Here is a 19,799-nt window from a genome sequence, read left to right as displayed (position 1 = left end):
CTGCTCAAGTAGTGATGATTTACAGAGATAGTATTCCCAGATATTTCAAGTTATTTAGGAACAAGAATAAAAATTTACACCGGAATTTCAATGATAAATTCTGTACCTTCACCAAGAACAGAGTTGCAACTCAATTTACCACCGTGGGTTGATTCAACGATTTGTCGAGCGATCGCCAACCCCAAACCCGTACCTTTACCAACAGCTTTTGTAGTAAATAAATGCTCAAAAATCTTTTGTTTAACTGATTCGCTTATTCCTTTGCCATTATCAGCAATGGTAATTTTTACAACCCTATCTGCCAGTGAAGTATTAATTGTAATGCAATTAGGATTTGTTTTAATTTCCTGAAAACTGCGTCCAATATTCGACTCATCTATTGCATCAATAGCATTAGCGAGAATATTCATAAACACCTGATTTAATTGACCAGGAAAACATTCAATTGGCGGTAAATTACCGTAGTTAGTTATTACTTCAATAGCTGGACGTTCTTGGTTAGCTTTGAGGCGATGTTTGAGAATAAGAAGGGTGCTATCAATACCTTCGTGAATATTAAAGAGTACTTTATAATCTTGATCGGCACGAGAAAAAGTGCAGAGTGAAGTGCTGATTTTTTTCAGCCTGTTGCACGCCATCGTCATAGATTCAATTACCTTAGATGCGTCTTCTAAGCTATATTCCAAATCAATTTGCTCGGCATGGTCAATAATTTCCTCACTGCTATTTGGGAAAGTTGTTTGATAGAGTTTCAGGTGTTCGGTAAGATCGGCAATGACGGGTTGAGTTTGTTGCAGGCTAGCAGCAATAAAGCCCAAAGGATTATTCATTTCGTGAGCAACACCAGCCACTAAATTACCCAAAGCAGACATTTTCTCACTTTGGATCGTTTGTAATTGGGCGTTTTGCAAATCGGTTAGCGCCTGTTGTAATAAGAACGATTTTTCCTCTAAAGCAAGTTCTGCTTTTCGGCGATCGCTAATATCCAACAAGAATCCATCCCAAACTATAGTTCCATCGTCTTTTTGTTCTATTCGGGCTTGGGAGTGAATCCATTTAATCATTCCAGATAGTGTAATAATTCGCCCTGACCACTCAAAAGGAGTTAAGGTTTGCATTGAGTCAATAACAGACTGCTGGTAACTTGCGACATCATCTGGATGCATTCTCTCCAAGAGCAGCTGCACATTAGCGATCGCTTGTTCGGCTGTAATTTCGTATAGTTCATAACATTCTCTACTCATATAGGTGAGAGACATTGCACCATCAGCAAATATCTGATACTGATAAACAACGCCAGGAACATTATCTACAAGTTTCTCAAAGCGAGAGTTACTCGCACTCAATTCGGCAAGCGATCGCTCTAACTGTTGGGCATATTCTAAGGAACGTTCGTAGAGTCGGGCATTTTCTAGGGAAATGGCAGCTTGAGTGCAGATTAAATTCAGCAGTTCGACGCGATCGCTGGTAAATGCTCCCATTGCTAAATTATTTTCTAGATATAAAATGCCCTTCAACTGACCTTGATGCAAAATTGGACTGCACAAGATACTCTTGGGTTGCTGACGAACAATATACGGATCGTTGGTTAAGGTCGGATCTGCTGTCGCATCCACCAGGACAACAGTCTGCCTGTTGTGCAAGACTTTGTAAATCAGCTTCAGGGGAATATCTTGGCTTTCTTCAATGGGAATGCGCTGCAATACAATTGGTTGTGACCCCTCAACAATTAACCCTTTAACCAACAAGCGATCGTCTCGCAACAACATCAACACGCATTTATCGGCCCCTGCATCTTCGATGACGATTTTAAGCAACGATGAAAGCAGTTTTTCAAGTTCGATTTGCTCTGAGAGAGTTTGGGAAGCTTTGAGAATAGCGGCTAAATCTAGGGAATCAGAACTGCTGCTAGAAGTGGCCGAACTGGTGTATGTAACGCTCCCCAAAGCGAAGATGGTTTCGTTAATGGAAAGGGGAGAACGGGTTTGCTGTAATATTGCAGCAAGTAGTTGAGGATAGCGTTTTTCTAAATCAGCGACTTTGGCTTTGGCTCCCCAACGAACATAGCCATAGTAAGCTGGAATCATATACTCCTGAGCAATCCGCTCCTTATCCCATTCCAGATAAAACTTTGCTGCTAGTTCGTTAGCGAGTGCTTCAATTTGGCTAAAGTGATTTTCTTTGGCTGCGGTAATGGCGCGATCGTAACAGGCGATCGCATCTGCATAGTTCCCAGAAACTCTTGCCATTTCAGCCCCAAGCAACAGCGATTGATGCAAAAAGTTCTCTGGACAAGTCTCGGCCCAGGTTTCTAGAAGCTGGTGGTGCTGCTGCATCACATTCCAGTACTGCTGTTGATTTTCTGGTGTTGCTTTTGGATAAAGCGCGGCTAAATTCAACGGGTAATAAAAGTGGAATAAAACGATCGGAAACAGACCAAGATTAGAAGCTAGGGTTTTTTCAGCAATCGCAGCAACTTCCAGGGCATCGGCATAGCGACCGTACAAGTACAATAGCTGGAGTTTCAAGAAGCAATACCAATTGATCCCAGCTTCAAAATTATTCTTCTGCCAAGCATCAAGACAGACAATCTGGCGATCGCGGCGATCGACTAGCAGATCGGGTTCTGCTAATAAACCTTGCAGGTGCAACAGAAATTGCTGCTGGAGGTTAAATGTCAGCGTCATGTTCGCGTTATTTACTTGTTGCACATAGCTCAAGTATTTCTCGGTTTCGCCATACACTTCTGATAAGCAATCGCCCTTCAGCAGCATTGTCCAAATCAGACATATTACTGCCCAAATGCCAAACCCAATGTCACCTGTTTCATAACTAATCTGAACAGATTGTTGGTAAACTGCGATGTTTTCAAGCAGTGGTTTGTTGTAGGGATTGATTGTATGACCAAAAACGTTATTGGTTTTGGGAATGAACTTGGCGCTATTGAATTGGCGATCGAGCTTTCGCCCCAAGGTAGCGAACTCATAAGCACTGCGATAGTCTCCTTGAATCGTCAGCATCATCCCATACAAACAGTAAGCGCAGCCCGAACTTTCGGCATTGCCATAGGTGAATGAAGTCTGAACCATTAACAGGATACTGAGAATTGTTAGCGCTTGATTGCCACCGACATAAGCAGCTCCCCAGAGATCGGGGAGGATTGACATACATACCTTCTTCGCCGGATCGGTCATCGCAGGCAGATCGAATAAATCTGCGGGTTGTACAGTTTCCAGTTTGACGCGGATCTCCTTGAGTATGCTTTCAATCAGCGCTTGCTGACCTGCATCAGTTGTCGGAATGCTCATACCCATAACACTCAAGCCACTCAATGCAACCTCATAAGCGGCGAGTAAATTCTCTCCCTGATTGGATCTTAGGGCTAGTTGCAGCCCATAAATGTCTGCTAGCTCGAATTTATTCTGGGCGTACCGTAATGCCTGATGGAAGAGTCGTTCTGCTTCGTCAAAGCGTCCTGTGATGTATTCGCACTCTGCACATTCCCGATAAAGCTGAAACGTGAGGTCGTAGGCAGTCTGCCAACTATCTTCGGGAAGGATTTCCATGCCGATCGCACAGTATTTAATGGCTGCCTTATAAGCTGTGGAAACTTTTGCTTTTTTGCCAGCAATCAGATTCAACTGCGCTAACTCATATCGCTCCTCGATCCGATTTATCAAAGCAATTCCATTGTTCAACTGATTAACAATATCAAAAACATTCAGTTCTATAACTTCAGGTGCAGTATTTTGCAACAGCAATTGCCCAATTTTGAGATGGGTGGCTTGCTTTCGATCGTCAGGAATCAGAGAATAAGCAGCTTGCTGGACGCGATCGTGCAGGAACCGATAGGTCGGATTAACTGTCTCCCCTTGGGACTTTTGGGCATCGTGAAAAAACTTGTAAATCTGACTCGTGGGTAAAATCAAGCCTAACTGCAAAGCTTTCCACAATGCTGTGGCTGCATCGGTTGGCGATCGTTCTGAAACGATCGCCAATGTTTCCAGATCGAACTGTGCCCCCACACAAGCAGCCAACTTCAGTATCTCTTGAGTGGTTTGTGGCAACTTTTGTAATTGCTGCGCCATAAATTCAACCACATCATCAGTAAGCGAGAGCAATTTCACCGACACCATATCGCACTGCCAGTGTCCAACTTGCAGGTTATATGTAATGTAGTTCTCCTGATGCAAAGCTCTGAGAAATTGGGTAGCAAAGAAGGGATTGCCTTTGGTTTTTTGATAAACTAACTCTGCTAGGGGTTGTGCTAGAACTGGGGAACAACTGAGGGTGTCGGCAACCAAACAATCGATCTGAGATTGACTTAACGGGGTGAGGGTAAGGGTACTGATAGTTGCCTCAGCTTTCTTCATCTCCTCCAGTATCAGCATTAGCGGATGGCTGGGAAAGACTTCGTTATCTCGGTATGCCCCGATTGTTAGCAGGGAATCCACCTCGCTTTGACTCATCAACACTTGCATTAAGCTTAATGAGGCTGAATCTGCCCACTGCAAGTCATCGAAGAATATCACTAACGGATGTTCTAGTGTAGCGAACGCGGCAATAAATTTCACAAATACCAAGTTGAAGCGGTTCTGGGCGGCACTACCATTGAGTTCTGGGGCTGATGGTTGTTTGCCGATAATCTGCTCTAGTTCGGGAATGACTTCAATTAGAACTTGCCCATTTTCACCTAAAGCACAGAGGATTTTCTCTTTCCACTGCGCCAGTCGCTCATCAGTTTCGCTTAACAATTGTTCCATTAAATCTCGGAATGCCTGTACAAAAGCACTCAACGGGATATTGCGGTTAAACTGGTCAAATTTGCCTTTGATAAAGTAGCCGCGTTGTCTGACAATCGGCTTATGCACTTCGTTGACGATAGCAGTTTTGCCAATCCCCGAAAACCCAGCAACCAGCATCATTTCTGTTGCGCCAAGGCTGACTCGCTCAAATGCTTGCAGGAGAGTTTGAACCTCCATGTCTCTGCCATAAAGTTTATCGGGGATGATGAAGCGATCGCACACATCCCTACTCGCTATTTCAAAGCTCTCAATCTTACCCGAAACTTGTAACTGAGTTAAACAATTTTCTAAATCAAACTTTAATCCCAACGCACTCTGATATCGATTTTCGGCGTTTTTCGCCATTAATTTATTGACAATCTCCGAGAGTACAAATGGGATTTGTCGGTTAATGTCATATACTAGCAGTGGAAGTTTTGCAATATGACAATGCACTAACTCCATCGGATCGTTTGCTGCAAAAGGTAATTCTCCCGTAAGTAATTCGTAGAAAGTTACGCCGAGTGAATATAAGTCTGTGCGATAGTCAATCCCCCGATTCATTCTGCCTGTTTGTTCGGGGGAAATATAAGCAAGTGTCCCTTCTAATACATTAGGATTGATTACTGTCTGCGTTTCTTGTGGTAGCAAAGATGCAATACTAAAGTCAATTAATTTAACTTGTTTGGTTGCGGGATTAATTAATATATTGCTGGGTTTAATGTCTTTGTGGATGATGCGCTCGTGGTAGAGTAAATCTAAGGTATCGCAGAGGGCGATCGCAATAACTAAAAATTCTTGTAGAGATTGTCGGCTTTGGCTGAGTTGCCATTCTTTGAGAGAAATTCCGCCAAAATCTTCCATTACCAGCGCATAGCCATTCTGATAAGCTTGGAGGCAGTAGCTTTGGACGATTAGCGGTGAGTTGAGATTTTTCGCAATAGCGTACTGATTGCGAAACGACAAAAGTTCGCCAAAACTCGGATAGGGATTTTTCAGCAGTTTGATCGTTACTGGTAAGGAATCAGCTTCCCGATACCCTCGATAAACTAGGGTTCTCGAACCATTGTAGAGTTCTTCTGTTATGTGATATCCGAGAATCCTAACAAGAGTGCTGACCATACTGCTGAAGGAATGACGATTTATAGATATAGTGTTCCCAGATATATTAAGTGTTTGATAAACAAGAGCAAAGATTTACATTGCAATTTCAACGATAAATTCTGTACCTTCACCGAGAACAGAGTTGCAACTCAATTTGCCACCGTGAGTTGATTCAACGATTTGCTTTGCGATCGCCAACCCTAACCCCGTACCATTACCTACAGCTTTTGTAGTAAATAAATGATCAAATATTTGTGATTTGACTGATTCACTCATCCCTTTACCATTATCAGCAATGGCAATTTGCACTAGATTATCTGTTATGGAAGTGCTAAGAGTAATGCGGTTGAGATTGGCTTGAATATCTTCAAAACTTCGTCCAACATTCGACTCATCTATTGCATCAATAGCATTAGCAAGAATATTCATAAATACCTGATTGAGTTGTCCGGGAAAACATTCTATTTGAGGGAGATTGCCGTAATTGGTGACAACTTCAATTGCCGGACGTTGTTCATTTGCCTTGAGACGATGTTTAAGAATTAAAATCGTGCTATCGATACCTTCGTGAATATTAAACAAGACTTTGTAATCGCGATCGGCACGAGAGAAAGTGCGTAAACTGGTGCTAATGTTTTTCAGTCTGTCGCACGCCATCGTCATCGAATCAAACATTTTGGGCAAGTCTGATAAGCTATATTCCAAGTCAATTTCTTCGGCATGGTCTTCGATTTCTTCACTCTTATCGGGTAAAGTTTCTTGATAGAGTTTTAAGTGGTCAACAATATCAGTAAAAGTTGGTTTAGCTTGTTTGAGGCTGGCAGCAATAAAACCGAGAGGATTATTCATTTCGTGAGCAACACCAGCAACTAAGTTACCCAACGCAGACATTTTCTCACTTTGAACAATTTGTAATTGCGCTTGTTGCAAGCCAAGTTCGGCGATTTTGCGATCGCTGATATCTAAAAACAATCCATCCCAAACCAATGAGCCATCCGGGCGCTGTTCAACTCTAGATTCGCCGTGAAGCCATTTGACGATTCCTGAAGGGGTAATGATTCGCCCCTCCCACCACCAGGAAGATCGAGCTTGAACGGTGTCAGTGTAAGTTTGCAGGTAAGAAGCCACATCATCTGGATGTATCATTTTGTCGAGAAAATCGGGATCGGCAGCAGCTTTTTCTGGGGTAATTTCGTACAAGTTGTAACAGTCAGCACTGATGTAGTTTAACGAGAGGATGCCATCAGCACTCATCTGGTATTGACAAACCACCCCAGGCACGTTGTTTACTAAGTTGTGGAAGCGAGACTGGGCCGCATTCAACTCCAAAAGCGATTCTAAGGAACGTTCGTAAAGTTGGGCATTTTCCAAAGAAATGGCGGCTTGAGTACACAGCAAGTTGAGAAGTTCGACGCGATCGCGGGTGAACGCACCCGTTGCTAAATTATTTTCGAGATATAAAATGCCCAGCAATTTACCTTGGTGTAAAATCGGGCTGCACAAAATACTCTTGGGCTGCTGACGGATAATATAGGCGTCATTAGCTAAGGTGGTATCTGCGGTTGCATCCGACAATACTACAGTTTGTTGGTTGTTTTTGACTTTGTAAATCAACTTGTGGGGAATATCTTTACTGTCTTCAATGGCAAGACTTTGTAGCACAATGGGTTGTGTTCCTTGGGTAATTGCGCCTTGAATTTGCAGATGCTTGTCTTGCAACAGCATTAACACGCATTTATCAGCCCCAGAAGTTTCAATCACGATGGAAAGCAAAGATGCAAGCAGTTTTTGAAATTCAATTTCACCAGAGATAGCCTGAGATGCTTTGAGAATTGCGGTTAAATCTAGAGTATTTGAGACACTAGTACTGCTGGATGTACACGAACTGGTAGATGTCACAGTTTCCAAACTGAAGATAGTTTCGTAAGTTGAAAGAGGCCAACGGTTTTGCTGTAATATGGGCGCAAGTAATTTCGGGTAGCGGGTTTCCAGGTCAACAACTTTGGCTTTGGCTCCCCAGTGGGCATAGCTGTAGTAAGCTTCGATCATATAGTCCTGAGCAATGCGTTCCTTGCCCCAATTGAGATAGAACTTAGCAGCGAGTTCGTTGGCAAGGGCGGCTTCCTGGATATAGCCGTTAGCTTTGGCTCCAGCAATGGCGCGATCGTAGAGATCGATCGCGTCTGCACTCTGACCCAACACTCGACGGTTTTCAGCCTCGACTAAATCATACTTATGCTGAAAATTCATTGGAGCATAGCTTGCCCATGTCTTCAGCTTCGTTTGGTTTGCACAAACTTGCTCAAGAATCAGTTCTTGTGGCGCTGGAGCTACGTCTGGCAACACACGCAAACGGGCTAGAGAGTCATAGAAGTGAAAAACTGGGACATAAGGGAGTCCTGCGATCGCCTCTAAATAAATCTGTGTTCTATCCGCTTCAGCGATCGCCTCTAATCGCGCCTCAAAAAGATAGGCAAGAATCAGCTTGTGGAAATACCAAACACAAATTACGGTCTGATTTTTGGTTTCAACCAGTGAAACGGCTGTCTCATCAAACGCCTCACCCACCAGATGAATTGGGTTAGTAGATCGTCCTAATAAATTCAGAACCGTTTGGTAATTTAGGATATGTTGTGTGAGTCCAGCAGTCTGCTTCAATTGCTCCATTTTAGTTGCGAATGTCTTCATTGCCTGTTCAAGCACCAGCAAGTCATCGCCAATAAAATAGGAATGGTAGCAGTAAACAAGGACTGAATAAGACGCAAACTCAAAGTCTCCTGTCTCTAAAGCCGTTTGGTAAGCTTTCAGTAAAGGAGCTAAAGTGATACGAGTATGCTGTTTCCAGGGAATGACCAGGTTATTAACAAGAAACTCGGTTCGAGCTTTGTTCTCCTTAGAACCTAAATGGTCTAAAAGGTTGAGAGCCAGTTGACCAAATCGATAGCCTGTTTCAATATCTCCGACTGTACTGATCAACGTGATAGCATGAGCAGCATAGGCAAATGTGGATTCTGAGGTGTGTCCATATTGCAGCGAAAGCTCGACTTGCTTAAGTACGATTAGAGGCGTGAGGGAGGGATGAGCCAAAAAAGCAGGAGACCAGAGCTTTGCTAAAACGCGCATCGCGGCAATTTGCTCCGGTGCGGTCATTTGGGGCAAATGAATCAAACTCTCAATCGATTTTCCCGCATACAACGTTGCGATCTTTTCGAGTTCCTGCTGAAGAACATCTAAAGAGTGAGAATCGGGAAGGGCAACCCCCAAATATTGCAAAATCTGTTGACCGACTTGAAGTGCTTCTAGTAATTTACCTTGAGCAATATAGCCTTGAATTTGAATCTCATAAACTTTTACCTTGTTTAGCAAGTTTTCTGCAAAGCTGACGAGGGTTTCGATCAGTTGTTGTGCTCGATCGAAGTTAGTGTTTAAGAGTGCAGTTTCTGCTGTTTCAATGTGTAGAGCGAGAGACAAGGCATATTGATGAAACCAGCTATCCTCAGACAGGAGTTGTATGCCAATTTCTAAGTACCTTAATGCCTGTTTATAAGCCGATGAGGCTTTGGCCTTGCGACCAGCAACCAGATTAAGCTGTGCCAATCCTTCCCGTTCAATGTTGTCTCTGATTAAGTCGATCGCTGTATTTAGATGATTGACAACTTCAAAGATGTTAGCGTCCAGTTTGGCTTCTGGTGTATTTTGCAGGAGTAAGCGACCGATCTCGTAGTGAGTAGCTTGTTTTTGATCGTCAGGAATTAAAAAGTAAGCCGCTTGTTGGACGCGATCGTGTATAAATTTGTAGGCAACAGTGTGTTGATTTGTCGATATGTCTACAATCTTTTCTTGACCGACATAAAACTTATAAACATCATCAATTGGGACAATTAACCCTTCTTGTAATGCTTTCCATAAACAAGTTGCTGTTTCAATTTGAGATTTTTCTGCAACAATCGCTAAAGTTGCTAAATCAAAAGAGTTACCAATACAAGCTGCCAGTTTGATAATTTCTTGTGTTGATGGCGGCAGTTTACGTAATTGCAGACTCATAAAAGCCACAACGTCATCTGTAACTGCCTGCATTGTCACTTGGGAAATATCACATTGCCAACAGCCTAATTCAAAGTCGAATTGAATCAGTCCATCTTGATGCAGTGCTTTGAGAAACTGGGTAGCAAAAAATGGATTACCTTGAGTTTTTTGATAGATTAATCCAGAAAGATTCCATGCCAAATCTTCTGAACATTTGAGTGTGTCAGCAACTAATTCATTTACTTGTACTTGACTGAGTGGCGCTAAAGCAATTGTGTTAATTATTGCTTGTGTCTTTTGGATTTCACTCAATGTCAATAACAATGGATGTCCTGCTGTCACTTCGTTATCACGATATGCACCAATGATAAAAAGATTCCCGGTATCAGCCATTAATAGCTGCATTAATTTTAATGATGCAGAATCAGCCCATTGCAAATCATCTAAAAACATCACTAAGGGATGTTCTTTGCTGGTAAAGACTTGGGTGAATTTTTGAAATAATAAATTAAATCTATTTTGCGCGGATGTTCCTGATAATTCTACAGATAGTGCTTGTTTGCCAATAATGTTTTCTAATTCGGGAATGACTTCAATAATTACTTGTCCATTTTCCCCGACAGCCTCTAATATTTTATTTCTCCACTCCTGAATTTGGGCATCGCTTTCAGTCAATAATTGCCCCATTAAATCACGAAAGGCTTGCACAAAGGCAGAAAAGGGAATATTACGTTGAAATTGTTCATATTTACCTTTGATGAAATAACCGCGTTGTCTGACAATTGGTTTATGAACTTCATTGACGACTGCTGTTTTTCCAATTCCAGAAAATCCAGCAACAAGCATCATTTCTGTTGCGCCAAAGCTGACTCGCTCAAATGCTTCTAGTAGAGTCGAAACCTCCGCTTCTCTGCCATAAAGTTTATCAGGAATAATGAAGCGATCGCACACATCCCTTGTTGCAATTTCAAAATTTTGAATCTCACCAGTTTCTTTTAACTGATGTAAGCAGTTTTCTAAATCAAATTTCAATCCCAAGGCACTCTGATACCTATCTTCAGCATTCTTCGCCATCAATTTACTGACAATTTTTGATAGTACAGATGAAATTTCGTCATTAATTTTGTGTACTAATGGTGCGATTTTGGCAATATGAGAATGTACCAACTCCATCGGGTCGTTAGAAGCAAAAGGTAACTCTCCAGTGAGTAATTCGTAAAAAGTTACGCCGAGTGAATAGAAGTCTGTGCGATAGTCAATTCCCCGATTCATTCTACCTGTTTGTTCGGGGGATATATAAGCTAGTGTCCCTTCTAATACATTAGGATTGACGAGAATTTGGGTTTCTCTTGGTAATAAAGATGCAATACTAAAGTCAATTAATTTAACTTGTTTAGTTTTGGGGTTAATTAAGATATTGCTGGCTTTAATATCTTTATGAATAATTCGCTCATGATAAAGTAAATTTAAGGTGTCGCACAGTGCGATCGCAATTTCTAGAAACTCTTGTAGAGATTGTAGATTTCCCTGAAGTTTCCATTCTTTGAGAGAAATCCCGCCAAAATCTTCCATCACCAATGCATAGCCATTTTGGTAAGGTTCTAAACTATAAGTTTGAACTATTAGAGGTGAATTCAGATTTTTGGCAATGGTGTATTGATTGCGAAACGACAAGAGTTCGCCAAAACTCGGATAAGGATTTTTCAGTAGTTTAATGACTATTGCTAAGGAGTCAGTTTCCTGATATCCTCGATAAACTAAGGTTCTCGAACCATTGTAGAGTTCTTCAGTTAAGCGGTATCCGGGAATCCTAACAAAAGTGCTGACCATAACTGCTCAAGGAGTGATGATTTACAGAGATAGTATTCCCAGATATCTCAAGTTATTTAGAAACAAGAATAAAAATTTACATCGGAATTTCAATGGTAAATTCTGTACCTTCACCCAAAATAGAATTGCAATACAATTTACCGCCGTGGGTTGATTCGACGATTTGTCGAGCGATCGCCAACCCTAACCCCGTTCTTTTCCCCACAGCTTTTGTAGTAAATAAATGGTCAAATATTTGTGATTTGACTGATTCAGTCATTCCCTTACTATTATCTTTAATTTTAATAATTAATTTTTGTTTATCTTCACTAATTTGAGTAATAATTGTGATCCAGTTTGGATTAATTTTTATCTATTCAAAACCACGTCCAATATTTGATCCTTCCAAAGCATCAATAGCATTTGCCAGAATATTCATAAACACCTGATTCAACTGCCCAGCAAAGCATTCTACTAATGGAATCTGACTATATTCTTTGATAACTTTAATTTCTGGGCGATTGTCTGAAGCTTTGAGGCGATGTTTGAGAATCAAAATAGTGCTGTCGATGCCATCATGAATATTACAAGCAATGGGGCGATCGCTATCAGCACGAAGAGAAGGTTCGTAAGGAAGTACTAATATTCCGAATTCGCTTCACACCTTCTCGCATAGAAGCCACTAACTTAGGTAAGTCTTCGCGGATATAATCGAGGTCAATTGCTTCGATTTCATCTTGAATTATTGCACTGGGAGTAGAATATTCCTGCTGATACAAATAAATTAAACCATTTCGGGTTTTTGCATTGGCTTTGATGTGCTGACAAGTTTCAAAGCCATCCATCCCCGGCATCATCACATCTAGTAAAATCAAAGACACCTGAATATGTTCCAATTGTTGTAAAGCGCCCTCACCACTTGTAGCGATCGCAACTTCAAAACCTGCTTGGGCTAAGGTGTCTGAAAGCACCTTCAAGTTATTTGGTTCGAACTCGCTGCCACACAGAGCAAAACTTTTGCCAATTAGACATTCGTATCAGTCCTGCTTACATTTACGAATCTAAAACTCCTGTCACAGTTTTTACTGGTCAGGTAAGGACAAACTTTGTTATTTTTGCTAATACAGAAGTGCAGTTCAGGTTGCTAGGCTGGGTTTCCTTGATAATTTGACGAGCGATCGCTTTGTTAATTTTTATAACTCCAGCTTGATTAATATAGATTAAAAATCGTACCTAAAACTAGCTGATGACGGTAAATTATTAACAGTTGCACAAGTATATACACTTAAGTTAATGTTAATGTTTAAACCAGCTACGCTCACTCCAATTAAAAGCATATCTAGAATCAATTGGCAACAACACAAAAGATGATTGACTATTAACTTAATGACTAACAGACGCCAATTTTTAAAAGGGATGGCAGCACTTTCTAGCTTATCTTTAGCTGGTTGTGGCTGGAGACTGGCTGAAGTACGTGCTAATTCTAATAGCAATGGTCAGCGTGACCAACTTTATATTTTCACCTGGACACAATATACTGACAACCAATTACTAAAAACCTTTAGCACCCAAACTGGCATGAAAGTGCTAGCGGATGTGTATGATTCTAATGATGTCATGCTAGCTAAATTGCAAGCTGGAGGCGGTGGCACTTACAGCATCATCAATCCATCTGATTATATGGTGCAGAAGATGGTAGACAAAGGTTTGCTAACAGAAATAAATCACGATCGCTTAATCGGTCTAGAGAATTTATTTCCCCGGTTCCAGAATCCTAGTTACGATCCCAATAACCGCTACAGTATCCCTCTTAACTGGGGGACAACAGGTTTACTTTACAATTCTGAAAAAATTAAAAATGTACCACAAGATTGGGATTTTCTTTGGCAAAATCAAGAGCAACTTAATCAACGGATGACTTTGCTCAATGATGTTCGGGAAGTGATGGGTGCAACATTACGGATGCTAGGTTATTCTTACAACTCAAAAAATGAACAAGAAATCAAACAAGCTTATGAAAAATTGAAGGTTTTAAAACCTGCGATCGCCCGTTTTGATACCGACGCTTGGCAAAATCAAATTTTGGCAGGAGATTTACTAGTAGCAATGTGTTATTCAGCAGATGCAGTGAAAATCTCTCAAGAAAACCCTAAACTAAAATATGTGATTCCTCGCAGTGGTTCTTCATTATGGACAGACACTATTGTAATTCCTAAAACAGCGCCCAACCAGGCTGGAGCCTATGCTTGGATTAACATGATTTTGCAACCAGAAATAGCAGCCCAAATTACTCAACGCCTGAATATTTCTACACCGAATAGCGCCGGATTTGAGCAATTGCCAAAAAAAGTACAAAATAACGTTAATTTGTTTCCACCAGAATCACTTTTAAAAAACTGTGAACGTGTTACTCCTGTAGGAGAATTTGAAGAAGTTTACGATCGTTATTGGACTCAATTAACTAGCAGTTAAATAAATTTTGGATTTGAAATTTTTAATTTAATCCAAAATCCAAAATTAAAAATTTAAAATTTGCAGAGTTATAAGTGATGAATTTGCAGAAAAATGATATTTCTAAAATAGAAGAATTGCATCGCCCAAGAGGAAATTGGCTTCAACCATTGATATTGCTTGCACCATCTGGGATTTGGTTATTACTTTTGTTAGTGCTGCCAACTTTGATAATTTTCGAGTTAAGTTTAGTTGCAGACATCCGACCAGGAGATTTAGTCAATCCCAACGGATTGAAAAACTACATCCGAATATTTGACTCGCTTTACGTACAAGTAATTGGGCGATCGCTATTTTTTGCGTTTGGCACTACCATTATTTGTTTAATTTTGGGCTTTCCCGTCGCCTATTGGATTGCTCAGATCGCACCGCAGCGCTGGCGGAATTTGCTGATATTAGGCTTTGTCTTACCTTTGTGGACTTCCTCGTTACTTCGTTCTTATGCTTGGATTACAATTCTTCGTCCTACTGGTTTATTGAACAGTTTACTCAGCAATGTCGGCTTACCTACTTTAGAATTACTTAATAATAGTCAAGCTGTATTAATTGGTATGAGTTACAGCTTGTTACCCTATATGGTTTTGATTTTATATGCTTCTCTCGAAAAGCTAGACAAGCGGTTGCTAGAAGCTGCGGCTGATTTAGGTGCAAATCCGGTAGAAACTTTTTTCCAAGTAACCGTACCGCAAATTTTTCCGGGAATTGCAGCTGCTTCCATGCTTGTATTCATCACCGGCTTAGGGGATTTTGTCGATCCAGAATTGCTTGGTGGTGCTTCTAGTATGACGGCGGCGCGGTTAGTTTATAACCAGTTTCTTGGAGCAACGCAAAACTGGGGATTTGGTTCAGCCTTGAGTATGACGTTAATTTTGCTAGTTAGTATTGCGATCGCATTTTTGATTAGGTTTGGTGAAGCTATACCCAAACGCTAAACTTTTGCCACTCACTTATAATAAGGGCAGCAAACGCCAGCGAGACAACGGTTATGCTCTCACCCGATCTCAAAAATGCGTTACCAACTACTGATGAACTTCCTTGTTCAGACGATACACCAGTCGATAACGAAGACCAAAATTTTTTGCCCAACATTTTACTCTTCTTACTCAACTCCATTTGGGCAAATCGCATGGATTGGTACTTCGGAGTAGATATGGGAATATATCACACCACAGGAGTAAATCCTAGAGTACCTGTAGTGCCAGATGCTTTTTTAAGTGTGGGAGTAGAACGGAAAAAGGGTGGCAAATCACGCAAAAGTTACGCGGTTTGGGAAGAAAATGGGGTAGTTCCAATATTCACATTAGAAATGGTATCTCACACCCCAGGAGGTGAATACGACGAGAAGCTAGATATATACAAAAAACTCGGTGTATTGTACTACGTGATTTATAACCCTGAGTTTTGGCGACGCGACCAACATCAACCCTTTGAAGTGTATAAGTTAATAGATGAAAACTACCAACTACAAATAGGTGAACCGTATTTAATGCCAGAGTTAAGGTTAGGCATTGGGCGACACCAAGCTGTAATTGCTGGGATACAACAGGAGTTTTTATGTTGGTATGATGAGCAAGGAAACCGCTATTTGACGGATGCAGAACAAGCACAACAAGAGCGATCACGGGCTGAACAAGAACGACAAAGGGCTGAACAGCTAGCGCAGTATTTACGTTCTCTAGGTGTAGATCCAAATAATCTACCTGGTAATTAAAGCGATCGCGTCCCAAGCATTGATACACTTTATAGGTACACCATGCTTCTCTCCACACTGTGGTATCCCCTAACTTAAACCTTCAGTTATAACATGAGGTTCATCATAGCCCCCTCCTTGCTTGCGGGGAGGGGGTTGGGGGTAGGGTTCTTGTACCTTACAAGGGCCGAGAAACGCTATAACTTACCGATATCATTCAACTAAAATTAAGATTAATTTTAATGATTTTTCACCATAACTAAATGGTCATAATTATCTGTATTACTGTTAATTAACTCATTAATTTTAGAGATAAATTCATGCTCTAAAAAAGGCTTGGTCAAGTAAGCTTTAGCACCCAATTCTTGGGCAAGCTGGCGATGTTTTTCAGCACTGCGAGAAGTGAGAATTACTACAGGTGTTTTTGCTAAATTTGGGTATTGATGGAAATTGCTCAATAACTCAAAACCATTCATGCGTGGCATCTCTAAATCTGAGACAACAACTTGAATTTCAGGATGTAATTGCAACTTTTCTAGAGCTTCTACGCCATTTTGAGCTTGTATTACTTGGTAGCCAGATTTTTGCAGAGTCAGAGAGAGAGTTTGCCGGAGACTAATTGCATCATCTACTACTAAAATAACTTTTGGTATTTTATGAGCTGGTTCCTGAGAATAACTGGGTTGGGTTTCTATAGTTGTTGTGGAAGTCGATGCTGCAAGTAATGGTGTAGATGAAAAAGTCTCTCCTGATATTGGCAAGGGTTTTTTATTTGAGGAAAAAGCTGAAGCTACTGGTAGCGCCCTGATATCAACTGTTGTTTGTTGGATCTCACTAGATTTTACCAGTACCGCAGCATCAATCACTAAGATGAGATTACCATTGGCTAAACTACTACAACCATAAATGTATTTTGGCGGTGCGATCGCATTTCCTAAAGGTCTGATTACCAGTTCTTGCTCACCAATTATTTGGTCAACTTCTAAAGCAACCTTTCCTTGATTTCGGCGTAGCAAAAGCACCGGATTATTTGCTACGCTTGGGTCATGAGTATTTGAGGGGTTGTATGGAGTAGTACGATTAAACAATGAATCATTATAATCAATCAACTTTGAAAGTTGACGAAGGCTAACCATAGTCTCATCATTATCTGTGTTCCAATGCAAGAGTTTTTTGCCTTCAATTTCCTTAATCTGTTGCTCGGAAGGAATCAATATTTTTTCGATACTGTCCAAAAGAAGACCATAAACAACACCTTTGGCTTGAACTAGCATTAACTTTTCTGTAGTCATAGAAAAAGGGATTTTGAGTATGAATATTGTTCCTTGATTGGGTAAGGATTGAACGGAAATTGAGCCGTTGAGTGCGTGCATTTGGGTACGCACAATATCTAACCCCATACCACGCCCAGATATTTCACTCACTTTATTAGCAGTAGAAAATCCAGGCGAAAATATCAAATCTAAAAGTTCGGGTTCAGCCAGATTAGAAGCATAGCTTCTAGTTTTTTCTTCAGTTTGTATATGATAAAATTCCGCAGCTTTTCTGCGAATTCTGTCTAAATTCAATCCCTGACCATCATCCCGAACTTCGATAACAGTTTGGCTACCCTGATGATAAGCGCAGATTTCAATTAAACCTTGTTCTGGTTTACCAAGCTCTCGGCGGACTTGCGGAGCTTCAATACCGTGGTCAAAAGCATTACGCACTAAGTGTAATAAGGGGTCGTAGAGCTTTTCTGCGATCGCTTTATCTACCAGTACTTCACTACCAGTAAGTTTCAATTCTACAAGTTTGGCATGAACATTCCCCAACTTATTTACCATGTGGGGAAAACGATTCAGGATATTGCCCAAAGGTGACATTCGTGCTTCTACTAAGCTATCTATAATATTAAGAGTTAAATTCTCTTGTTTATCACTAATTTGAGCAGCTTGTGTTAAAAGCAAGTCAAGAGACTCTGTGGTTTCTTGTAGTTGCAGTGTCTCTTCTATTGCTTCATGCAATGTCATGTGAAACTCTGTATATACATCCATTTCTAGAGAATCAAAATCCACTGCAAAACTTGGCGTTTCTTGTAAGTTAATATTTTGTATTTGTAATGGTAAATCCCGTAATTCATTTAAAGTTGTTTGATGCCGAGTGAGTTGCTGTACTAATTGCTCAATTATTTCTTTGACTTGTTCATCTTGCAAACTATGCCGCTTTTGGTAAATCAGCAACTCTCCAGCTAGATAATTAAGGTGTTGTAGTCTTTCTGTATCTACCCGAATAAATGAAGGTTGGCGAAGGTTTTTAGTTTGAACATACTGTGATTGATCTTCTATTTCTTTGTTGATTTGTGTAGCTATATCAGACATAACTTCAATAGCTGTTTCAGGAACGTCTACAACTCTCTGCTCACTGATAGTTAAGGAATCAAGCTTTCCTGAAAAATCATCAGTCTGGGTTGTTACAACTTCAACAGCAAGATTTTCGTTAGCTTCTTCTCCCCATATTGCTTCTAGCAAGTTATCAGTTGCTTGAGAAGATACAGATTGAGATATCTCTTTAATAACCAACAGTGTTTGTAATTTGGGACTATCAAGCCAATTTTTCTCTTCACCAGTAACAGGAGGATAATTTTTATATTCTTTTGCTAATTTATGAATTTTGCTCTGTAGTACTTTAATTACTGAGAGATAGTTGTCAGATGGATTAAGAGAATATTGAAACTTTGCAACTGCAAATAGGATAATTAAAATAATTCCATGTCGATAAATGCAAAGACTTTGACTATCTGCTTCATCTTGAACAAAATCCAGAAAGCTTTTCAGCCAGTCTTCGATATAACTAAGTAGACTTTTTCTTTCTAATGTGGGAACTAGTAAACTCAAGCTAATTTCTGACTCTGGTATTTGCATCTGGTGATGAAACCAGCCAAAAATGTAGCGAATTACTTTTAAATAAAATTTGGCAGTTGTTGGCTTAATCGATTCATTTTTATTATTATCAGAAGTAATAAACTGATAAAATTCTTTTTCATTGATAATAAATTTGCCAGCAAATAAATTATTTTCTAGTTCTTCAGATAACTCATTATTTGCCACTGCTGTGAATTTTCGCAGACTTGGAGAAGGTTCTCCCCCAGATGTGCGATCGCCTTCTAGTACTAATTTTTGTGCTTGTTGTAAATCTGCAAGGGCAATTTTGGCAATTTGCCGCACTTGGGTAGGATTTACTTGCAGTGCTAATATAATTGTTTGGGCAATATCTCCCAGTCCAGGTAAATTTAGAGATTCTGCCAAGCCAAAAAACACCTCACCTTGAGAGTGTAAAAACTCAATCAATTCGGCATCATTTGGGAGATTTTTAACAGCGTCAACAATACTGTTTAAACGTTGCTCTACTCCCGTTTCAAAAACGGACTGTACAATATCAAATCCCAATTCTTCAGAAGTGGGAATATGAGATTCAGCACCAAATGCATCACCTAGTTTTTCTTGCAACTGCGCGAACACTGAAGTTGCTCGATGCATCAATTCTTGATCGTTAACACTACTACCTATTAGTTCGGTATTTAATGCTATACTCAAACACTCATAAGCTTGTAACAAAAGTGTTTGTAATTCAGCATCAACTACCACTTTTGGATTATAGAGAGCCTTAAATACATCTTCTAAAAAATGGGCTATCATCTTAATTACTTCTAGCCCAACATTAGCAGCACCACCCTTAAGTGTATGAGTAGCTCGCATTAAGTTGTGAACTTTAGCAGTGCTATAACTTTCTGATAAACTAAATAATTCTTGCTCAATAATTTGGACTAATTCTGGGGCTTCAGCCAGGAAGTAAATGTATCCTTGTTCGCGAATTTCTTTATCTATGATCATATT

The 19,799-nt window shown here is 40.4% G+C and carries 6 protein-coding genes and 2 pseudogenes; 3 read left to right on the top strand and 5 right to left on the bottom strand.

Features of this window, described 5'->3' with window-relative positions; genetic code table 11:
• Positions 1-74 precede the first annotated feature (74 nt).
• The 4 genes and pseudogenes from RMX98_RS02105 to RMX98_RS02090 form a co-directional block, all read right to left on the bottom strand.
• Positions 75-5,906, bottom strand: coding sequence for an ATP-binding sensor histidine kinase (locus RMX98_RS02105; RefSeq protein WP_322678945.1), 5,832 nt, complete (start codon positions 5,904-5,906; stop codon positions 75-77).
• A gap of 75 nt (positions 5,907-5,981) precedes the next feature.
• A complete protein-coding gene (locus RMX98_RS02100; RefSeq protein WP_322678944.1) occupies positions 5,982-11,744 on the bottom strand; it encodes an AAA family ATPase in 5,763 nt (1,920 codons plus the stop codon).
• 76 nt (positions 11,745-11,820) lie between these two features.
• Positions 11,821-12,508, bottom strand: a pseudogene (locus RMX98_RS02095) (sensor histidine kinase); the annotation flags it as partial.
• A gap of 72 nt (positions 12,509-12,580) precedes the next feature.
• Positions 12,581-12,694 (bottom strand): annotated as a pseudogene (locus RMX98_RS02090) (hypothetical protein); the annotation flags it as partial.
• A gap of 415 nt (positions 12,695-13,109) precedes the next feature.
• Between RMX98_RS02090 and RMX98_RS02085 the strand changes: the two are divergent.
• The 3 genes from RMX98_RS02085 to RMX98_RS02075 all read left to right on the top strand — a co-directional run bounded on the left by RMX98_RS02085 (position 13,110) and on the right by RMX98_RS02075 (position 15,945).
• A complete protein-coding gene (locus RMX98_RS02085; protein ID WP_322678943.1) occupies positions 13,110-14,195 on the top strand; it encodes a spermidine/putrescine ABC transporter substrate-binding protein in 1,086 nt (361 codons plus the stop codon).
• A gap of 77 nt (positions 14,196-14,272) precedes the next feature.
• Positions 14,273-15,166: an ABC transporter permease gene (locus RMX98_RS02080; protein WP_322678942.1), complete on the top strand. Its 894-nt coding sequence runs from the start codon at positions 14,273-14,275 to the stop codon at positions 15,164-15,166.
• A 53-nt stretch (positions 15,167-15,219) separates the two neighbouring features.
• A complete protein-coding gene (locus tag RMX98_RS02075; protein WP_322678941.1) occupies positions 15,220-15,945 on the top strand; it encodes a Uma2 family endonuclease in 726 nt (241 codons plus the stop codon).
• A gap of 218 nt (positions 15,946-16,163) precedes the next feature.
• On the opposite strand, the gene RMX98_RS02070 is transcribed toward RMX98_RS02075, so the two are convergent.
• Positions 16,164-19,796 (bottom strand): hybrid sensor histidine kinase/response regulator, encoded by a 3,633-nt coding sequence (locus RMX98_RS02070; RefSeq protein ID WP_322678940.1) that lies wholly within the window; start codon positions 19,794-19,796, stop codon positions 16,164-16,166.
• Positions 19,797-19,799: the final 3 nt, after the last annotated feature.

The organism is Nostoc sp. DedQUE02 (genome assembly GCF_034531035.1).
GTDB lineage: Bacteria > Cyanobacteriota > Cyanobacteriia > Cyanobacteriales > Nostocaceae > Nostoc.
Note: the sequence above shows the minus strand (reverse complement) of the source record. Positions and strands in the feature narration are given on the sequence as shown.

Coding starts and splice junctions, on each gene's coding strand:
- RMX98_RS02085 (WP_322678943.1), top strand. CDS start 13,110: ATGACTAACAGACGCCAATTTTTAAAAGGGATGGCAGCACTTTCTAGC.
- RMX98_RS02105 (WP_322678945.1), bottom strand. CDS start 5,906: ATGGTCAGCACTCTTGTTAGGATTCTCGGATATCACATAACAGAAGAA.
- RMX98_RS02070 (WP_322678940.1), bottom strand. CDS start 19,796: ATGATCATAGATAAAGAAATTCGCGAACAAGGATACATTTACTTCCTG.
- RMX98_RS02075 (WP_322678941.1), top strand. CDS start 15,220: ATGCTCTCACCCGATCTCAAAAATGCGTTACCAACTACTGATGAACTT.
- RMX98_RS02080 (WP_322678942.1), top strand. CDS start 14,273: ATGAATTTGCAGAAAAATGATATTTCTAAAATAGAAGAATTGCATCGC.
- RMX98_RS02100 (WP_322678944.1), bottom strand. CDS start 11,744: ATGGTCAGCACTTTTGTTAGGATTCCCGGATACCGCTTAACTGAAGAA.